Source organism: Methanosphaera sp. WGK6, from assembly GCF_001729965.1.
GTDB lineage: Archaea > Methanobacteriota > Methanobacteria > Methanobacteriales > Methanobacteriaceae > Methanosphaera.
In genome coordinates, this window is record NZ_JRWK01000011.1 from 38,653 (window position 1) to 58,526 (window position 19,874).

Consider the following 19,874-nt stretch of genomic DNA (forward strand, 5'->3'; position numbering starts at 1 on the left):
TATAAATTAATTCATGTTTTAGATGTTCATATATATGATAAGCTAAGCTATATATAGTTATTAGTAATTTTTTAAAAAATGAGGGGTGAAAAATGAAAAATATGAAAAAATAGGGGTGTGAATAATAGGATTAAATTATCATTGTTAAACTTATCCTACTTCTTTCAATATCTACACTTAATACTTTAACTTCTACTATATCTCCAACACTTACAACATCCATTGGATGTTCTATGAATGTATTTTCTTTAAGTTGTGATATATGTACTAGTCCATCATGATGAACACCTATATCTACAAATGCTCCGAAGTCTACAACATTACGTACAACGCCCTCTAATACCATTCCTTCTTTTAAATCTTCAATATCTAGTACATCTGTTCTTAGTTGTGGTGTGTCTAGTTCATCTCTTGGGTCACGTCCTGGTTTTCTTAGTTCACTTATTATATCTTTTAATGTCCATACACCAACACCTAATTCTTCAGCCATTTGTTCCATATCTTCTACTTTAATGTTTACTCCACCATTTCTAACATCTGATAAGTCATAGTTATATACTGTTAGTAAGGCTAGTACTATGTCATATGATTCTGGATGTACACATGTACTGTCTAGTACATTTTTTGGTTCATATATTCTCATAAATCCAGCACATTGTTCAAATGTTTTTGCTCCAATTCCTGGTACTTTAAGTAGTTGGTTTCTATCAACAAATGAGCCATGTTCTTCACGGTATGCTACAATATTATTTGCTATTTTCTTAGATACTCCTGCTACGTGTTGCATTAGTGCTGATGATGCTGTATTTACATCTACTCCTACATTATTCACACTTTTTTCTACTACTCCATCAAGTGATGCTCCAAGTTTTTTTGGATTCATGTCATGCTGGTATTGTCCTACACCTATTGATTTTGGGTCTATTTTCACTAGTTCTGCTAGTGGGTCTTGCAGACGTCTGGCTATTGATATTGCTCCACGTTCTGTTACATCATAATCCGGAAATTCCTCGATTGCAAGGTCACTTGCTGAGTATACTGATGCTCCAGCCTCATTTACTATTGCATATTTTACATTGGTATCTTTTATAATGTCTACTATTACTTGTTCTGATTCACGGGATGCTGTTCCATTTCCTAGTGCTATTACATCAATATTATACTTCTTAATTAAATCTCTGACTACTTGTGTTGCTTCTGCTACCTTGTTTTGTGGTTCTGTTGGATATATTACTTTTGTATCTAGTACTTTTCCATATTCATCTATTACTGCTAGTTTACATCCTGTCCGGAATGCTGGATCCCATCCTAGTACTACTTGTCCTGTTATTGGTGGTTGCATGAGTAGTTGTTCAAGGTTTTTCTTAAATACTTTGATTGATTTATCTTCTGCTACATCTGTTAGTATGGTTCTAAGTTCTCTTTCAATTGCTGGTGCTATTAATCGTTTATAGGAGTCTTGTATTGCATCTTTTATGAATTTTTCAGTGTATTTATTATATTTTAGTTCTTCTGGATTTTTTGAGTAATTTATTAGTACTTCATCTTCTAGGAAGAATTCTATATTTCTTAGTGGTGCATCTATTTTTACTTTGAGTATGCCTTCTTTTTCTCCACGATTTATTGCAAGTATTCTATGCTGAGCAATATCGGATATATTTTCTGAGTAATCATAGTACATTTCATACTCTGATGATACTTCAGCATCTTTTGGTTCTACAGTGATTTTTCCTTTTTTAATTGTTATATCTCTGATAAATCTTCTGAATGATGCTTTGTCTGATATTATATCTGCTATTATATCATTTGCTCCTTTTAATGCATCATTTACTGTTGGTACTTCATCATTAAGGTATTTTTCAGCCTCAACTTCTATGGAGTGGTCAAGTTTTTGGTCATATATTACTAGTGCTAGTGGTTCTAATCCTTTATCTCTTGCCTTACTTGCCCTTGTTGTTTTTCTTTGTTTGTATGGCCTATATAAGTCTTCAAGTTCTACTAGTGTTTCTGCATCATTGATTTCATTTTCTAATTCTAGTGTTAGTTTTCCCTGTTTTTCAATGGCATTAAGTATGTTTCTTCTACGTTCCTCTAGTTTTTGTAGATAAACTAGTCTTTCATTAAGTGCTCTTAGTACTTCATCACTTAATCCACCAGTTGCTTCTTTTCTGTATCTTGCAATAAATGGAATTGTATTATCCTCATTTAATAATGTAATTGCCGCATCAGCCTGCCATGGTTTTATATTTAATTCATTTGCTATTGTTTGTTCTATATCAATCATTAATTCACCTATTAAGAACCTGTGTAATACTTATTAAATATATGATTAATCTATAATAAATTTTAATTAAAATAAAAATAATAACTATAAACCAATATATAGGCAAAAACTGTTAATTCAATAGAGGATATGAAAATGGAGGATGCATAAATCATGCCAGATAGACGAAGATATAGTTTTGACATGAGTGATTATAGTCGTTACAAGAAAGTAATGTTAATTATTCTGATAATTATAAGTATAATAGGTAGTGTAATTCTGTTACAGTATGACTCAAATGAAAGTAGTATAACTGATACAGCAGATAGTGTTGATGAAGTAGAACGTATAGAGCCCACAACAACACTTCTTGCAAATACAAGTCGTGGAACAGTAACAGTAGAAGGACCATTTGGAGCAGCACACTCTGATACAACAGTAGCATACATTCTAGGAGTACATCCAAGAGAAAGTGGATCACATCGTATAATGGATTTAGCGCTTAGAGAAAAAAGTGATTCACTTAACTACACATACTATATATATCAGATAAATGTAACAGAAGATGCAACAGACTTTAATAAAAGTAGGACAAATGGACAACACCTAGCAAATAAATATGTAGTACCAGATATACTAAATAAAACATACAATCTTGCAATAGACGTTCATTATAGTGATGGAAGCTGGGGAGTACCAAGATTTATCTACACACCAGTAGATAATAACACACAATCCTATAATATATCCCATGAACTAGCAGACCACTTTGAATGGCTAACCTACTATGATCCAGGAGAAAATGCATCAAGTCCAATAGATGTGACAGAACCATTAAATGATGGAGGAGTACCAGCAATAATCTATGAAGCATACTCATATGACAATGAAACAACAACACGTGAACATGACAATCAACTAATAGACTACATAGATAACATGCAACTCATATAATAAAAAAAAATAAATCCTCACATATTTACCTTTTTTAGGAGATAATTACTTGAAATTTAATTACTTATTTTATAGATAAATTTTGAAAAAAATAAAACTAGTTTTATGAAAAAATAAATTAAAAAAGGGTGGTTAATTGAAGAATATTACTAAAAATATTCTTTAGTTAGGATATGCATTAGGTCCTTTAATAGCTGTATTATTTGTATATGTGTTTTTGGATTGTGTTATTGCTTTTTTGGTGAATGCTGCTCCTCCATAGTTTGCATGGTTTTTAGTGAATTTGTTTCCAATTACATTACATGTTGTTCCATCATTGTAGAGTCCTCCACCAAGGGATGCATTACCACTTATTATGTTGTTATTTGTGATGTTCATGTTCATTGCATTGAATATTGTTCCACCCATGTTTGCTTTGTTTGCTGTGAAGTTAGTGTTTTTTACTGTGAAGTTTCCTATGTTGTATATTGCTCCTCCACTTTTACTTGCTGTGCAATATGTTATCACGTCACTGTCTACTGTTACTGTGTTGTTAGAGAATATTGCTCCTCCATATATTGCTTTGTTTCCAGTCATCTTATTGGATTTAAGTGTAGCTACACCTTTGTTTGCTACTGCTCCTCCAGTTTGTGAAGCATTATTGTATCTTATCGTGTTTTTCTGGATGAGTACTACTCCTCCATTATATATTGCTCCTCCATATTTTCCACGGTTAGATTCAAATGTGTTACTGGTAATTGTTCCATTTGCATTGTTAAACATTGCTCCTCCTAGTTGACCAGCAGTGTTTAATGCAAATTTATTTGATACAACAGTGATGTTTCTTGCATTATGTACTGCTCCACTCCACTGGTTAGCAGTATTTGCTGTGAAGTTGTTGTTTTGTAGATTCATTACTCCAAAGTTGTAGATTGCTCCACCATTTTTGGTTACATGGTTTGTTGTGAAGTTATTACTGGTTATTGTTGCATTTCCACTAGAGTATATTACCCCACCAAAAGCAGCAGAATTATTAATGAATTTATTGGATTGTAAGTTAACAGTTCCCTTACTGTTTATTACTCCACCAGAGTTTACTGCGGTGTTGTTAGTTATATTACTATTTTTTATGGTGAGTTTTCCTTCGTTGAGTATTGCTCCACCATAACTTGCATGATTTTTGGTTATGTTGTTTAAGTTTAGTGTGAGTGTTCCTTTGTTATATATTGCTCCACCTGAAGATGCAGTATTATTAATAAATTTATCCCAATGTATATTCATACTACCTGTATTATATATAGCACCACCATGAGTTGCATTATTATCCATAAATTTATTAGAAGTAGTATTTAGATTACCTGTGTTATAAATAGTTCCTCCTTGATTATATGCATTATTGTTAGTAAAATTATTATCATTCAAACCAACTACATACTCTTTATTGTATAATACACAACCATATGAAGCATTATTATTCATGAAATTATTATAAATAATATTTCCTATATTACCTTTATTGTATAATACTCCTCCATGATAAGCAGAGTTACTGGTAAAATTATTATAGCTGATATATTCTATTTTACCATTATTGTATACTATACTACCATAACTTGCATTGTTGTTTGTGAAGTTATTAGCATATATTTCATGTAAATAACTATTTAGATATACTATACCACCTTCATTTGCAGTGTTATCTGTAAAATTATTCTTTTTGATAGAGAATGATTCGTAGTTTTCTTTTATTGATGACTTACATGTATAATATACTACACCACCCTTGGATGCACTATTATTCATGAAATTATTATGATAAATAGAAGTCATGTTAGCAATATTATAGAATACACCACCATAATTTGCATTATTACTAGTGAAATTATTATCCCAAACACTCCAAATTATATTACCCTTATTATATAGCACACCTGCATTATTATGTGCAATATTATTAGTAAAATTATTATAGGATATGACATTTATTTTGGCAGTATTATAGAATACACCACCATCATTGAATGCTGTATTATTAGCAAACATATTAAATTGAAAAGTACTATTACCTTTATTGTATGATACTCCACCATATGAAGCAGTATTTCCTATAAACTTGTTTTCGAATGTATTACCTGTAGCACCTGCATTATATATCACACCACCATAGGTTGCATTATTATTAGTGAAAATATTATGATAACAAGCATACTGATCATACTTGTCATGACATTCAGTGGTAGTTGTGAGATTATGTGTAATATTATAATGGCATTCATAAGAATAAACTGTGACGATTTTATCTGTATTATATATTACACCACCATAGGTTGCAGTGTTATTTATGAAATTATTATCTGTAATACTATTTACTGCAGCCTCATTGCATATTACTCCACCATATATTCCCTTGTTATTTTGGAAAATACTATTTCTACATGTGAGATTTCCCTTATTATATATTACTCCACCTTGTTTTGCTGTGTTGTTTATAAACTGGGAATTATAAATTTTTAGAAGTCCCCTGTTTAATATTATTCCATAAAATTCATCTTTCGTATGATTTACATGTATTGTATTATTAAGTGTGAGAAATCCATTAGATCCTACAATTATTCTTATATAATTAAATGTTAGATTTCCTATCAAGACTGTGTCAGTTATACTTATTGTACCTGTACCAAGGAGTACTGATTTTTGTCCATTTATTGTTATGTTTCTGTTTATTGTGAGATTACTTGTTATATTATATTTATTTGGTGTTAATTGTATAATATCAGCTGTTCCATTATTAATTTGATCTTGTAATTCCTCAGAGGTATTTACAGTTACAATACTATTTTTCAAAGTTTTATTTGTTTTGTTATAACTAGTGTTTGTTTGTATTATTTTACCAGTTACATTATCAGAAGTTACTTTGTTGATAACTGTTGAACTCTGATTTACTGTATTTGTAGTGATTGTATCATTACTTGTTATGTTATTTGCTGATACATTATTTAATCCACAGACTAGTAAAATTATTACCAATACGAACACTATGTGTGTGTTTTTATTCATAATGTTTCCTAGTTATTTTTTGTAATATAATTTATTAGAATAAGAATAAATGTAGTTGTTATTTTATTTTAATTTTTAAAATAATGAATTATTATTCTAATAACTATATAAAACTTGATTTAATTCAAATTCTATTATTATATTATTTTATTTAGCATATATAAGTAAGATGTAGATTAATGCTATAGTTATGTACTACCAGGCATTATTTATTAGAATAATTGTTATTTGAGGAGTTATTCTTTATTAGTAGTTTTTTTATTTTCTAAATTAAGTGTTATTTTATTTATTTTAACTATATTTTTATAAAAAGAGTTATTTATCCAGATAATTAATTATCATTAAATGTAATAAAAGTTATATGAAAAAAAGTAAGTGAAGATGATTATATGAAGTTTTGTAAGAAAGTTATAATGTTTAAATGAATTATATTTTTATGAATGGTCTTCTCTACAGAATATTAAAAAAAAATAATAGTTTGGGTGGTTAAGTTTGATATTCTTATTTTTCTGTGGTGTTATTTCCTAGTTTGAATGATAGTTTTCCTGTTCCTGGATTGGTTATTGTAAGCTCTGAGCATTGTGGATTTAGTTCTTCAAGTAGACTTCTACCATCACTGCTAGACATGAAGTGTGGAAGGTATCCTATTATGTCTACAGGGTATACTGTTGCTGTTACATTTTCATCAACTATGTCAAAGTTTACCATGTATGCTCTGTGTGTTGCTGTGTTACTTTGGTCAAACATGAAGTTTCCTAGGTTGTAGAATATTGGTTTTCCATTGTATACTTCTATTCCCTGGGTTACATGTGCATGTGCTCCTACTACTGCATCTGCTCCAGCATCTATTGCTTTGTGTGAGATGTTTTCTTGTGCTTCATTTGGGCTTCTGCTGTACTCATTTCCATAGTGCATGTATACTATTATTATATCAGAACCATTTGCTCTAGCCTCACTTATTTGTTGTGGTGATTCTGTGTCACTCCATGCTGAGTATCCTGGTGTTTCATCTCCTGCTACTGGCATTACTTCACTACTGTATTCTTTGAAGTTGTCACTGTCCATGTAGTTGAATATGGTTATTTTATGTCCATTTTGTTCTAGTGTTACTGGACGTGTTGCTTCTTCCTTGTTTTCTCCAGCTCCTATATGTATTATTCCTGCTTCATCAAGGTTTTTTATGGAATCTCTCATTCCCTCAACTCCATAGTCAAATACATGGTTGTTTGCATTTGCAGATATTACTGTTCCATTTGTTCCATTTACTAGGTTTATGTATTGTGGACTTGCTTTTAGTGGTACGTCTGGTTTTACTGCATTTCCACTTGTTGTGAAAGGATTTTCTGTATTTACTAGTAGTATGTCTGAGGGTCCTGTTACATTACTTACATATCTGTAGGGACTTTCTGTTGTGGAGAGTACTCCTGGCATTTTACGTCCAAACATTACATCTCCTGTTACTGTTATTGATAAGTTTCCCTTAGTTGTTGTATCTTCAGTGAATTGTTGTATTAGTGATGATGATTTGTCACTGCTAAATGGGTTTCCTAATGTTACTAGTAATCCTGCAAGAATTATGATTAATACTATTAGTATTATTATTTTCTTTTTTAGATTATCTTTTTGACTCATTTTTTATTCACTAATGTTTAGTTTTGTTAAAAATAATGTATAAAAATTACTATTGAAAGAATTTTTTTTTTGAATTAATTAATTTCTAAGAAAAAGTTTTGTTTTAAAAAAAATGGTTAAATTTGAAGAGAATATTTATGCTTCTCTTCTTGATGGTATTATGGCTAATACTATTGGTATTAGGAAGAATAATGAGATAACTATTTGTACAAGTAAATCTGTTGATGATTCTGTTGTTAGTAGTTCTATCATTCCTATAATCCACATGACTGATATTACTAATGGTAGTATGTATTTTATTACTACTACCCATGTTTTTCCTACATGCACATGTGATAACTTGTTTAGTGTTGGTAGTAGTTTTTCTACTCCATAGTACCATCCAAATATGAGTGATTGTAATACTACAGCTAGTAGTACTCCAAATTGGTTAATAAATGCATCTGCTAGTGTTAGTATGTAGTTTCCGGAACCTGTTGTGTATACTAGTGATATTATTAGTCCTACACTACATAATAGTGTCACTGCTCTTACTCTTGAAAATCCAAATTTCTTGGATAATGCTAGTGACATTGGTTCCATAAATGCTAGTGCTGATGTTACTCCTGCAAAGAATACACATATGAAGAATATTGGTGCTATTATGTATGCTACATCACCCATAACATTAAATATTCCTGGGAATACTACGAATAGTAGTCCTGAACCACTTGTTGCTATTTCATTTATTGGAAGTCCACTTGCTAGTGACATGAATCCTAGTATGTTAAATACTCCTAGTGCTGTGAATAACTCAAATCCAGAGTTTGAGCTTACAACAATAAGTACATTATCTATTAGTTTTGAATCATTTGGTAAGTAACTTGCATATGTTACTGCTATTGCTTGACCCATTGATAATGAGAAGATTATTTGTCCAAATGCTGCTAGCCATATATTTATATTAGTTAATGCTTGCCAGTCAGGATTAAATAATGCTTCTAGTCCTATCCAGTGTCCTGGTAGTGTGAATGAGTAGAATACTATTATTGCCATCATTATGAATAATAATGGTATCATTATTTTAACTACTCTTGCTATTCCTTTATCTAGTGCTTTATGTGATATATACCATAGAAATATCCATATTGCTATTGTAACAAGTAGTGTTGGTATTACTGGTGTAAGTATACTGTCAAGGTTATTTCCACCTACTATGATATTGGTAGTGTAGAATAAATCAGGATTTGATCCCCAGCCCTTAAAGAAGCTTAGTATCAGGTATATTACATCCCATCCCATTATCACAACATAATATGTTAGTACTAGAAATATTAGAAATGCTGTAAACCATCCTACTACCTCAAATTGTGGCTTCAGGTTTTTAAGTATATTTGATAATGAATCTTTAAATTTAAATCCAAGTCCATATTCCAGTATTAAAAATGGTATTCCCATGATAAATATTGCAAAGAAGTATGGTATTAGAAATGCTCCTCCACCATTAGAGTATAACACGTAACTAAAACGCCATATGTTACCTAGTCCTACTGCAGCACCTATCATTGCCATGAGAAATGAAAATGAACTATCCCATGTATGATTATGATTATTATTTTTAGTATCTGACATCTATCTCCCCCAAAAAAAATATAAAGAGTATATTCCCTATTTTATTTATTATATTTATAGAAAATAGATTATAAAAATTACTGAGACTTTTCTTATAATACAAACAACACTGTAAAAAAAATTATGTGGTTTCGATGTAGATGAAAGTTTACACTTAAAATGATTCAACTTCATTTTTTTTTCATAGAATTCGTATGAAAATTAAAGAGTGTCCGCCAAAATAAATTTTTTCATATGAACTTTTCTTTATTTTACAATTAAAGTCCAAATAGGCATTATTAAAAATCAATTTTTGAATTTTGGCGAAGACACAATTTATAAAAAATAAAAAATTTTTTGATTTAAAAAATATGAAGAAATATTTTAAGTTTTTATTTTAATCTAAAAATAAAAATAGTTTTTTAAAAGAGATTTGTTTTATTACAAAAAGGATATAAAATTTAGTAAATAAAAAGATTATTCTTTCTATTCATCATATTTATATCTACATTATACTAATATGGAAAGTGTATTATATATGTCCTATCATCTATAATTACTGTTTCCATGTTTATATTATACTTATTTGTTGTACATAAATAATATGGATAATTTGACACTGCAAAAAATTAGGTGGTTTCGATGTAGATGAAAGTTTACACTTAAAATGATTCAACTTCATTTTTTTTCATAGAATTCATATGAAAATTTTTATTATAATTATCTTATTTTATTTGAAAATTAGTTTTTAAGGTTATTTTTGTATAATATTCTTTTATAATTTACACTAGAAATAATTCTCATTTAATTTTTATTAAAATTAAAAAATAAAATAGTAGAATTAATATAAGAAGATAATATTATATTTAAACATGTATTCAACTAAACAAAGCTCATCTAATAGTATATTTGTTGATGAACAACTTAAATTTTACAATTTTTTTGAAAAATTAAATAAAAATAGTTTTTCATACACTTATTTTACAATTGATAGATCTTTTTATTATAAAAAAGTAATTCAAACATTTTATAAAGGAATTACATTATTTAAACAAGAACATGTTTTTTGTCCAGAAATGTTCATCGAAAAGTTATTAAAAAAATGGATTTACAACAAGAAATTTAATTTTATTAAATAAAGGAAAAGAAAAATGTAAAATTCAAAGATATGAATGTAAACATTGTGGTAAAACATTCAATACAGAGTTAACAGGACTTATTGATGAAAATAAAAATATAGAAAAAACAAGTAATAAAATAGAAAACATGTTCCAAAAACTATTTCCAAAACACATGAAAAGAGTAATGAAATCACAAAAAGGAATTTAAAGTAGATTCCAACTGAGAATTGATTATTGGGAAGAAAAACATGAAATAAAATAATGACCCACATAACTTTTGACAGAGACATACAAACATTTTATAGATTTTATAAACATATATAATAACATAATGACTTTCTATGAATGATTAAAAGGGAACATTATATTTATTATATTTAACAAGAAAATAGTGGAGGCTATACATGGATATTGAAGAAACAATATATAAATATGCTTTAACAAATGCAGTAGAACATGGAAATAAGTGTCAAACAGGTTCAGTTATTGGAATGGTAATGTCCAAAAACCCTGAAATGAGAAAAGACCCTAAAACTGTGTCACAACTTGCAGGAAAATTAACAGCAAAAGTAAATGGACTTAGTCCTGAAGAACAAGCAAGTGAACTTGAAAAATATGGTGGACTGGAAGAACATAAAAGAGCACCAGAAAAACCAAAAGGTTTACCAGAACTTGAAGCACCAGAAGGTAAACAAATAACACTAAGATTTGCACCAAACCCATCAGGACCACTGCATATTGGTCATGCAAGAGCTGCAATACTTAATATGTTATACCAGAAAAAATATGATGGAAAACTTATACTCAGAATAGAAGATACAGATCCAAAAAGAGTAGAAGTAGATGCATATGATTCAATACCAGCAGATATTGAATGGTTAGGTATAGAACCTGATGAAACATACATTCAAAGTGATAGAATAGAAATCTACTATGACTATGCAAGAAAAGCAATAGAAATAGGTGCAGCATACATGTGTACCTGTGATGGTGGAGATTTCAAAAAACTTAAAGATGAATGTAAACCATGTCCATGTAGAAGTCATACAGTAGAAGAAAACATGGAATTATGGGATAAATTTGGTGACATGGAAGAAGGAGAAGCAGTACTTCGTGTGAAAACAGATATTAATCATAAAAATCCTGCTATCCGTGACTGGGTTGCTATGAGAATAGTAGACCAAGAACATCCACGAATTGGAAATAAATACAGAATCTATCCAATGATGAACTTCTCTGTAACAATAGATGATCATCTACTAGGTATGACCCATGTACTAAGAGGAAAAGATCACCTTGCAAATAGTGAAAAACAAGCATACCTCTACAAACACTTCGGATGGGATATACCAGAATTTATTCATTATGGAAGACTTAAAATGGATGATGTACTTCTAAGTACATCTAAGGCACGTGAAGGAATAGCAAGTGGAAAATACACTGGATGGGATGATCCAAGACTTGGAACAATACAAGCTATTGCTAGACGTGGTATTAAGAAAGAATCATTATATGATTTAATTGAAGAAATTGGTACAAAACAGGCTGATGCAACTATTAGCTGGAAAAAGATATATGGATTAAACCGTAATATCATAGAAGAAAATACGAATCGTTACTTCTTCATACCAAATCCTGTGAAAGTAGATATAGCTAATATTCCTGAAGATAAACAAGAGTTAAGTATAAGTCGTGAATTACACTACAATCAACCAGAAAAAGGAATGAGAACTCTAAACTTTAATGGCTCAGCATACATTCCACAAGATGACTATGATAAGGCTATAAGTCAAAATAAGCCATTAAGATTAATGGATCTTGTAAATATTAATGTAGATAGTGATAGTGCAGTATATGATAGTGAAACTCTTGAAGAAGCACAATCCAAGCATGCACTTATCATCCAATGGGTTCCAACAGAAGATGCTATAAAAGCAAAAGTTGTAATGCCTGATAACACTGTAACTGAAGGTTATATTGAAGCTGATAGTAGTAGTGTTAAAGTTGATGATATGGTACAACTTGAAAGATTTGGATTTGCAAGAGTTGATAATGTAACTAGTGATGAAATAACATTCTATTACACACACAACTAATTAAATAATAAATTAAAAAAAAGGTGAAAAAAATGGCAGTAAATGTTAATGATAACTTTGGATTAATACAAAATAATTACTTATTTGTAGAAATAGCAAGAAGAGTAGAAGAATATCAAAAAGCAAACCCTGATGTGGAATTAATTAAAATGGGTATTGGTGATGTTACAAGACCACTAGCAAAAACCGTGCTTAAAGCATTCCATGATGCAGTAGATGAATTAGGTCAAGCAGATACATTCAGAGGATATGGACCAGAACAAGGATATGACTTCCTTATTGAAGATGTTATAAAAAATGATTATAATACTATTGGTGTAGAACTTAAAAACTCTGAAGTATTCATTAGTGATGGAGCAAAATGTGACACTGGAAACTTCCAAGAATTATTCTCAGCAGACAATACCATTGCTGTAACAGATCCTGTATATCCTGTATATGTAGATAGTAATGTTATGGCTGGACGTAGTGGTAAAATGGGTGATGATGGGTTCTATGAAAACATAGTATATCTTCCATGTACTGAAGAAAATGATTTTGTACCAGCTCTTCCTGAAGAAGATGTTGATATTATTTATTTATGTTATCCTAACAATCCTACAGGAACAACTCTTACTAAAGATCAACTTAAAGAATGGGTGGATTATGCACATGAACATGATGCATTAATATTATTTGATGCAGCATATGAATCATTTATTAAAACAGAAAATGTTCCTCATAGTATCTTTGAAATTGAAGGAGCAAAAGAAGTAGCTGTTGAATTTAGAAGTTATTCTAAAGTTGCAGGTTTCACTGGTACTCGTTGTGCTTATTGTGTTGTACCTGAAGAAGTTTATGTGAAAGATTCTGAAGGTAATGATGTACAACTTAACCCATTATGGAATAGAAGACAATCCACAAAATTTAATGGTGTATCATACCCAGTTCAACGTGCAGCTCAAGCAATTTACACTGAAGAAGGTAAAAAAGAAATTCAGGAAAATCTTGACTACTATGTGGAAAATGCTAAAGTTATACGTGAAGGTCTTGAAAAAATAGGATTACATGTTTATGGTGGAGTAGATTCTCCTTATATCTGGTTTAAAACTCCTAATGATATTGATTCCTGGAGTTTCTTTGATATATTATTAAATGATGCTCATGTTGTAAGTACTCCTGGAGCTGGATTTGGTCCTAGTGGAGAAGGTTATATTAGATTAACATCATTTAACACTTATGAAAATACTGTTGAAGCTATGGAAAGAATTTCTAAATTAGAATTCTAATTTCCTTATTTTTTTATTTCATAGTTTGTTAAATATTTCATAATATAGAAGAAATATTCAATTAAAAGTAGTTAATAATAAGAAACTATTAAATAATACCTACAACAAAGTTAATTTATTAAATATAGGAGATGTTAAAAAATGACAGAAATACCAAAAGCACCAGTAACAAGAATTGTTAAAAATGCAGGTGCAGAAAGAATCAGTAAAGATGCAGAAGAAAAAATCGTTGCAGCAGTAGAAGATTACGCAGCAAAATTAGCAGCTACAGTTATTGACTTAGCAAAACATGCTGACCGTAAAACTATTCAAGCAGAAGACGTAGAATTAGCATTAAAACACTTCTAATTCTTCTCCTCTTTAAAATCTTTTTTTATTAACTTAAGTTTATACCCTATTTTTTAATTAATATTTATACAAATTATTTTTACAATGAAAAGTAAACTATTTTATCTTATCATATGTATCCTTATTTTAAATATAACTTATCCTAAATTAATTAATCTATAAAAAAAATAAGGTGGATATGGGTGGTTATTGTATTATTTTATCCTTGGATTTTATTCCAATTAATGAAAGTATCATTGCTATGATACAGGAAATAGTAGCTATTATCATAGTTATCTGACTACTTTGTATTAGTAAGTTGTAGTTAGATGGATTTATTGTTACATTTCCCATGATAAATGCAAATATTAGTGTTAGTAATCCTAAACTAAATGATTGACCTATAGTTCTAACTGTTGATAGTGATGCTGATGCTGTTGCTATGTCTTTTTTAGATACTGATCCCATGATTACATTATTATTTGGTGATGAGAATATACCAAATCCTATTCCTTGTAGTGCCATTGATATTATTATCATATATAGTGGTGTTGTCTGGTTCATGAAGCATAATATGAATAATGCTATTGATACTAGTCCCATTCCTATTGCTGCTAGTATTTGTGGTTCTATTTTATCAGATAGTTTTCCTGCAAATGGTGAGCATATTGCCATTAGTAGTGGTGTTACTATTAGTATTAAACCAGTTGTCTGTGCATCTAGTCCTTCTAAGTATTGAAAGTGATAATTTAAAATATAAGTTACTACGAACGTTGCAAAATAACTAATCAAAGATGCGATATTTGATGAGGTATACTTGGAATTCCTAAATAAGTTTATGTTATATATAGGATTCGTGATTTTTAATTCATATTTTGCAAAGAATATGAGAATGATAACTCCAATAACTGCCATAATCATACCAATACTTTGATTGAATCTTGTAAAACCATATACTAAAACAACAATACCAATCACATAAAGCAGAGAACCAACTATATCTATAGATACATCATCACCTATTAACCATTCCTTACTAATTAAATGTAACAGACAATATGCAATTATTATAAGAGGAATTGTAACATAAAAAATACTGCCCCAACCAATATTTTCAGATAATATACCACCAATTGTAGGTGCAAGTGTTAAACCCATGTAAACTCCAGTTACATTTAATCCAATAGCTTGTCCACGTCTTTGTGGTGGTATTTGTGATGTGATTATTGCCATTACATTAACAAATAATATAGCTGAACCCACTGCATGAATAACTCTTGATATCATTAGAAATGTTATATTATGAGCTAGTCCTGAAAGAACTGCACCTATAATATAAATAATTATTCCAATTTTTAAAGTCTTATTTAAACCATATTTTCCACATAGTTTCCCAAAAGGTACACTAGCTGCTGCTATAATAAGTAAATATATGTTCACAACCCAGTTTTGCATGATATTAGTAATATTTAAGTCATGTGCTATTGTTGGCAGTGCTACTGACACGGCATTTGAAGTAAATGCCACGGCAAATGAACATAATACTGCTATTATAACAACATATTTATTTATTGTATCTTCATTAATCTCCATACTATATTATATTATCATACATGATTGTTAAAACCACAGTACAGATAGTTGATGATTAATTAGATAAAGTTCTAGTTAAATATTATTAAGTATAGAAGATAAAACTTAGTTGGGAAAAAAAGTATGGTTAAAGAATATGATTCTGATGAAAAGGAAATGTTTAGAAAATTCATGGAACTATATGCTCTTAAAAGAAATATTGATAGAAAAATAAGTGAATTAGAAGATGATTCTAATAAGAATTATGAGTTATTTAATGAATTTAAGAAATTTTATTTAAATGAAAATAATACTAATTTTAGTATAGCTAATAGTATTAATAAATTTAGTAAATTAGTTAATGAAGATAATGATAATACTATTTATTCATTGCCCAATCCATCTATGAATACTACTGAAGAGAAAATGTTAAATGAATGTGTGTCTAATTTTAATAATTTATCTGATGATGATAAGAATAAACTTATTGAAAAAATAAAAAGTAGTTTTCGGAAAGTTAGCTTCCTAAATCATATGTTTAATTATTTGAAATTACATTTTAATTCATTTAATAAAACTGTGGATATTGATCCTAGTCGTCTTCTTGCCTTGACTGATGGTATTTTTGGTATGGTTATAACTTTACTTGCATTTGGTATTTCAATACCGGATGTTTCCTTGACAACTTATAATGAATTTATCCAATTTTTCATATCTATTATTCCTGATATTGGTGTTGTGTTTGTTAGTTTTATTGTGGTTAGTTCTTTTTGGATTTTTCATCATGAATATATTAAGATTAAGAATATGGATGTTGTATTTTTATGGCTGAATTTGATTCATCTTGCATTTATATCTTTTATTCCATTTACTACGTCAATTATTGGTGATTATAGTTCATTTTTCCTGGCTAATGTGGCTTTTGGAATTAATGTTTTTGTGACTATTGTAACTTTCTTGTTGTTATTGTATTATGGTTGTAGGTATGATTATCTTGATAGTCATGTTATAGCAAATGTTCATTATATTACTCATACTTTTATGATTTTAATGGGATTGGTTATTGTTGTGAATTTACTTGATTTTCTTGTAGCTCCAGGATTTATGTATTTATTTTTACTTCTTCCTGTGGTTTCAGCAATTAGATCTATTGATTGATTTAAATTATTTTTTTTAATTTTTTTTATGAGTGTTGATTTCTGTTTATGTTGTGGATATTTTCTCTTTTTGTAATTTAAGTATTTTAAAAAAAAATAAGAAGTAGTTTTTAAATGGTGTGGATGATTTTAGTTTTAGAATTGATTTTCTGATGATGCTAGGTTTTCTTCTAGTACGTGTATTATGTTTCTAGCTACTTGTCTAGTCATTACTATTTGGGTGTTGCATTCTTGTATCATTTCCATGTTGTTAAATTCATCACTGGATAGTTTTTCTTCTAGGAATGCTAATCTGATTTGATCATCTGATCCTACACATACTGCACCTGATACTACTTTTGTTTCATTGTCTTTGAAAACTATTTTTGGTACTTGTCCATTGTTTAAATTGTCTAGATTATCCATAATTTATCATTTTCCCATTTTTATCGTTGTTGACAAATCCTTTTATAACAAAGTCCCTTTGAATGTCTGTTGAAGCTATTGTTTGTGGGTGTTTTGGAAGTATTATTTTTGAATTATCTAATAGTGTGTATTTGTCTTTATTTTCTATTTTTTTAAGTTCTTGGTCTATGTTTACTTCATAGTTGAAGTTGTCTAAGAAGTCATCTAGTTCTTGGTCTGTTATTTCTTTGTCTGTGTTTTTATTGTTTTCTATGTATTCTTGCATTAGTATTTCAGCTAGGTTTATTTGTGTTTTTATTAGTGTTTTTACTAGTTTTGATTCTGTGTTTATCTTGTATTTTAGTCCTTCTTTTTTTATTATGTTTAGTTCTTCTAAATTTTTAATGAATGAGTCTAGTGTTACTCTTGATATTCCAGCTCCAACTGCTATTTCTTTTTTGGAATATGTTTTTTCAGGATTTATTAGTATGTAGTTTATTACTTTGACTTGTGGGTATTTTCCAAATATTTGTTCATACATACATTATCAACTCTTATGTTTATTATTTGTACATGTTTTTTAATAAATTCATATTTATGTACAAAAATTATACATATTATTATATATTGGAAAGGTTATATTTATAGTATATGAAAAGTAGTCCTGATATTGAACGAGATATTTTATGCACATTATTTAAGCATGGCTGTATTGGAAAACATCACACCCCTGTAATAAATATTTGTAAAAATCTAAATCAATATTCAACAAAAGAAATAAAGAAAGGTATTAAATCCCTGAGAAAACAAAAATACATTAATCTCTACAAAACATATCATGGACTTGATGTACGATTAGTACCATCTAATTTACAAGAAGTAAAAAAAATAATAGACTATGAGGACTAATAACATATACTAACCAATTATTAAAAAAAATAATACATACTTTAAAATCCTTATTTTAATAAAAAACTAAAATAATTTGCCCTATTTTTTTATCAAAAAACTTGTTTAATTAATAAAACAATAATAACGAGAATTATTTATTTAACATACATTAAGAGTATAAATTTAAAATATCTTTCTAAATGATAAAAGTAATAACTTTAAATAGAACAATTACCTATATAATAGTGTAAACATTGGTAATCTAATTTACAATGTTCAGTTACATTTAACTTATTAGAGTATAAAGTTAAAATAATTTAATTAATGCTTATTTATCATGACAAATATTTAATTATAAACGAATAATAATGAAAATATTGTAACTATTCGATAAAATAAAGTATTTCTTAAAAACTCAAAAAAAAGAAATATTATTTAAAAAAAGTATAAGGTGAAAGAATGTTAGAAGAATTTTTACCATTAATATGGTTAATAATCTTTGGTAATATAGAAAACTTAATTCTTGCATCACAAGGTGTAGTAAAAGGAGCTAATCCTCTAAAACTAGCAATATTAAGTATAATTGCAGTTATTGTATGGTTAATTATTGGAACAGTAGGTACAACCATAGCTATGCCTTACGCAAATATTATAGATTTCATAGGTGGACTTGCAATAGTTATACTAGGTATTCAATCAATGGTTGAAGCAGTAAGATTCCATGAAGATCCAAACTACAAATAAAGGTGAAAATATGTCAATAATAGAAGAATATAAAGATTTTTGGGCATTAATCATATTTGGTAACATAGAAAACCTAATTCTTGGATGTCAAGGAGCAGTACAAGGAGTTAATCCAATAACACTTGGAATATTAAGTTTAATTGCAGTAGTAATTTGGTTAGTAATTGGTACATTCGGTACAAAATTTGCAATTAAATATGCAAGAGCTATTGAATTTATTGGTGGATTAGCAATATTCATTCTAGGTATTCAATCAATGCTTGAAGCATCAGGAATAATTTAGATTTACCAATACACTTAACGACCAGAAATAATATGTTGATTTGAAAAGGAAACATTATTTATTGAAAATAGGGGAAAAACTATTCTTATGAAAAAGGGAGATTAATAAGAATAAATACAATAAATACCACAATCAACATACTATCCTTATTATTTTAAATTTTATTAGAAAAAATCTATTTTTTAGAAAAAATTCATTCACTTAAGAATTCCATTAAATTATAATCTTATTTAAACTTATTTTAAAAAAAAAATCATGAATCATATCCAATTTATACATAAATTAAGTATAACTTTCATATATTATGCAAATAAATTTGAAATAACCATTTATATAGATACATGTTTATATATGAGTAAGAAGGTGTAAAAACAATAATTAAAAAGTAATATTTAAATAAAATTCTAGAATAAAAAAAAATGACACAAAAATTAATCCTAACACATATAAAATAAATCTAGAATAAACTTAAAAACATACAAAAAAAATTATTGTGAAAACTTATGTATTTCATACAATTAGTCAAAAAAATATTATGAAAAAATTCCCTTGTAAT

The 19,874-nt window shown here is 28.6% G+C and carries 15 protein-coding genes; 8 read left to right on the forward strand and 7 right to left on the reverse strand.

Going from position 1 to position 19,874, the window contains the following annotated elements; all coding sequences use genetic code 11:
• Positions 1 to 130 precede the first annotated feature (130 nt).
• Complete coding sequence (locus NL43_RS06420) at positions 131 to 2,284, reverse strand: Tex family protein (RefSeq protein ID WP_084790445.1); 2,154 nt, start codon at positions 2,282 to 2,284, stop codon at positions 131 to 133.
• Between the two features lie 153 nt (positions 2,285 to 2,437).
• On the opposite strand from NL43_RS06420, the gene NL43_RS06425 reads away from it, so the two are divergent.
• Complete coding sequence (locus NL43_RS06425; RefSeq protein WP_069593231.1) at positions 2,438 to 3,217, forward strand: hypothetical protein; 780 nt, start codon at positions 2,438 to 2,440, stop codon at positions 3,215 to 3,217.
• Between the two features lie 162 nt (positions 3,218 to 3,379).
• Here NL43_RS06425 and NL43_RS06430 read toward each other — a convergent pair whose 3' ends face one another.
• From NL43_RS06430 to NL43_RS06440, 3 genes are all read right to left on the reverse strand, one after another.
• The gene (locus NL43_RS06430; protein ID WP_069593232.1) at positions 3,380 to 6,253 is read right to left on the reverse strand and encodes a right-handed parallel beta-helix repeat-containing protein; all 2,874 of its coding nucleotides are present in this window, start codon (positions 6,251 to 6,253) and stop codon (positions 3,380 to 3,382) included.
• Between the two features lie 501 nt (positions 6,254 to 6,754).
• The gene (locus NL43_RS06435; protein WP_069593233.1) at positions 6,755 to 7,885 is read right to left on the reverse strand and encodes a CapA family protein; all 1,131 of its coding nucleotides are present in this window, start codon (positions 7,883 to 7,885) and stop codon (positions 6,755 to 6,757) included.
• A 135-nt stretch (positions 7,886 to 8,020) separates the two neighbouring features.
• Positions 8,021 to 9,496, reverse strand: a complete 1,476-nt coding sequence (locus NL43_RS06440; RefSeq protein WP_069593234.1) for a sodium-dependent transporter — start codon at positions 9,494 to 9,496, stop codon at positions 8,021 to 8,023.
• A gap of 1,504 nt (positions 9,497 to 11,000) precedes the next feature.
• Here NL43_RS06440 and NL43_RS06450 point away from each other — a divergent pair.
• The 3 genes from NL43_RS06450 to NL43_RS06460 all read left to right on the forward strand — a co-directional run bounded on the left by NL43_RS06450 (position 11,001) and on the right by NL43_RS06460 (position 14,308).
• On the forward strand, positions 11,001 to 12,692 hold the full coding sequence (locus NL43_RS06450; RefSeq protein WP_069593236.1) for a glutamate--tRNA ligase: 1,692 nt from the start codon (positions 11,001 to 11,003) through the stop codon (positions 12,690 to 12,692).
• Between the two features lie 32 nt (positions 12,693 to 12,724).
• Positions 12,725 to 13,960, forward strand: a complete 1,236-nt coding sequence (locus tag NL43_RS06455) for an LL-diaminopimelate aminotransferase (RefSeq protein WP_069593237.1) — start codon at positions 12,725 to 12,727, stop codon at positions 13,958 to 13,960.
• 141 nt (positions 13,961 to 14,101) lie between these two features.
• Positions 14,102 to 14,308, forward strand: coding sequence for a histone family protein (locus NL43_RS06460; protein ID WP_069593238.1), 207 nt, complete (start codon positions 14,102 to 14,104; stop codon positions 14,306 to 14,308).
• Between the two features lie 186 nt (positions 14,309 to 14,494).
• Here the strand turns inward: NL43_RS06460 and NL43_RS06465 are convergent, their stop codons facing one another.
• Complete coding sequence (locus NL43_RS06465) at positions 14,495 to 15,880, reverse strand: MFS transporter (protein ID WP_069593239.1); 1,386 nt, start codon at positions 15,878 to 15,880, stop codon at positions 14,495 to 14,497.
• 123 nt (positions 15,881 to 16,003) lie between these two features.
• Here NL43_RS06465 and NL43_RS06470 point away from each other — a divergent pair, with 123 nt between their 5' ends.
• Positions 16,004 to 17,017, forward strand: a complete 1,014-nt coding sequence (locus NL43_RS06470; RefSeq protein ID WP_069593240.1) for a TMEM175 family protein — start codon at positions 16,004 to 16,006, stop codon at positions 17,015 to 17,017.
• Between the two features lie 134 nt (positions 17,018 to 17,151).
• Here NL43_RS06470 and NL43_RS06475 read toward each other — a convergent pair whose 3' ends face one another.
• Positions 17,152 to 17,421, reverse strand: coding sequence for a hypothetical protein (locus NL43_RS06475; RefSeq protein WP_069593241.1), 270 nt, complete (start codon positions 17,419 to 17,421; stop codon positions 17,152 to 17,154).
• Complete coding sequence (locus tag NL43_RS06480) at positions 17,414 to 17,941, reverse strand: hypothetical protein (protein ID WP_069593242.1); 528 nt, start codon at positions 17,939 to 17,941, stop codon at positions 17,414 to 17,416. Before NL43_RS06480 ends, NL43_RS06475 begins: the two co-directional genes overlap by 8 nt.
• A 110-nt stretch (positions 17,942 to 18,051) precedes the next feature.
• Here NL43_RS06480 and NL43_RS06485 point away from each other — a divergent pair, with 110 nt between their 5' ends.
• The 3 genes from NL43_RS06485 (at position 18,052) to NL43_RS06495 (ending at position 19,318) form a co-directional block, all read left to right on the forward strand.
• Entirely contained in the window at positions 18,052 to 18,309 is a 258-nt protein-coding gene (locus NL43_RS06485; RefSeq protein ID WP_069593243.1) for a hypothetical protein, read from the forward strand.
• 441 nt (positions 18,310 to 18,750) lie between these two features.
• Positions 18,751 to 19,035 carry a hypothetical protein gene (locus NL43_RS06490; protein WP_069593244.1) on the forward strand — a complete coding sequence of 95 codons (285 nt, stop codon included), beginning with the start codon at positions 18,751 to 18,753 and terminating at the stop codon, positions 19,033 to 19,035.
• Positions 19,036 to 19,045: 10 nt separating this feature from the next.
• Positions 19,046 to 19,318: a hypothetical protein gene (locus NL43_RS06495; RefSeq protein WP_069593247.1), complete on the forward strand. Its 273-nt coding sequence runs from the start codon at positions 19,046 to 19,048 to the stop codon at positions 19,316 to 19,318.
• Positions 19,319 to 19,874 lie beyond the last annotated feature (556 nt).

Coding starts and splice junctions, on each gene's coding strand:
- NL43_RS06430 (WP_069593232.1), bottom strand. CDS start 6,253: ATGAATAAAAACACACACATAGTGTTCGTATTGGTAATAATTTTACTA.
- NL43_RS06490 (WP_069593244.1), top strand. CDS start 18,751: ATGTTAGAAGAATTTTTACCATTAATATGGTTAATAATCTTTGGTAAT.
- NL43_RS06460 (WP_069593238.1), top strand. CDS start 14,102: ATGACAGAAATACCAAAAGCACCAGTAACAAGAATTGTTAAAAATGCA.
- NL43_RS06420 (WP_084790445.1), bottom strand. CDS start 2,284: ATGATTGATATAGAACAAACAATAGCAAATGAATTAAATATAAAACCA.
- NL43_RS06450 (WP_069593236.1), top strand. CDS start 11,001: ATGGATATTGAAGAAACAATATATAAATATGCTTTAACAAATGCAGTA.
- NL43_RS06440 (WP_069593234.1), bottom strand. CDS start 9,496: ATGTCAGATACTAAAAATAATAATCATAATCATACATGGGATAGTTCA.
- NL43_RS06480 (WP_069593242.1), bottom strand. CDS start 17,941: ATGTATGAACAAATATTTGGAAAATACCCACAAGTCAAAGTAATAAAC.
- NL43_RS06425 (WP_069593231.1), top strand. CDS start 2,438: ATGCCAGATAGACGAAGATATAGTTTTGACATGAGTGATTATAGTCGT.
- NL43_RS06475 (WP_069593241.1), bottom strand. CDS start 17,421: ATGGATAATCTAGACAATTTAAACAATGGACAAGTACCAAAAATAGTT.
- NL43_RS06455 (WP_069593237.1), top strand. CDS start 12,725: ATGGCAGTAAATGTTAATGATAACTTTGGATTAATACAAAATAATTAC.
- NL43_RS06435 (WP_069593233.1), bottom strand. CDS start 7,885: ATGAGTCAAAAAGATAATCTAAAAAAGAAAATAATAATACTAATAGTA.
- NL43_RS06495 (WP_069593247.1), top strand. CDS start 19,046: ATGTCAATAATAGAAGAATATAAAGATTTTTGGGCATTAATCATATTT.
- NL43_RS06485 (WP_069593243.1), top strand. CDS start 18,052: ATGAAAAGTAGTCCTGATATTGAACGAGATATTTTATGCACATTATTT.
- NL43_RS06470 (WP_069593240.1), top strand. CDS start 16,004: ATGGTTAAAGAATATGATTCTGATGAAAAGGAAATGTTTAGAAAATTC.
- NL43_RS06465 (WP_069593239.1), bottom strand. CDS start 15,880: ATGGAGATTAATGAAGATACAATAAATAAATATGTTGTTATAATAGCA.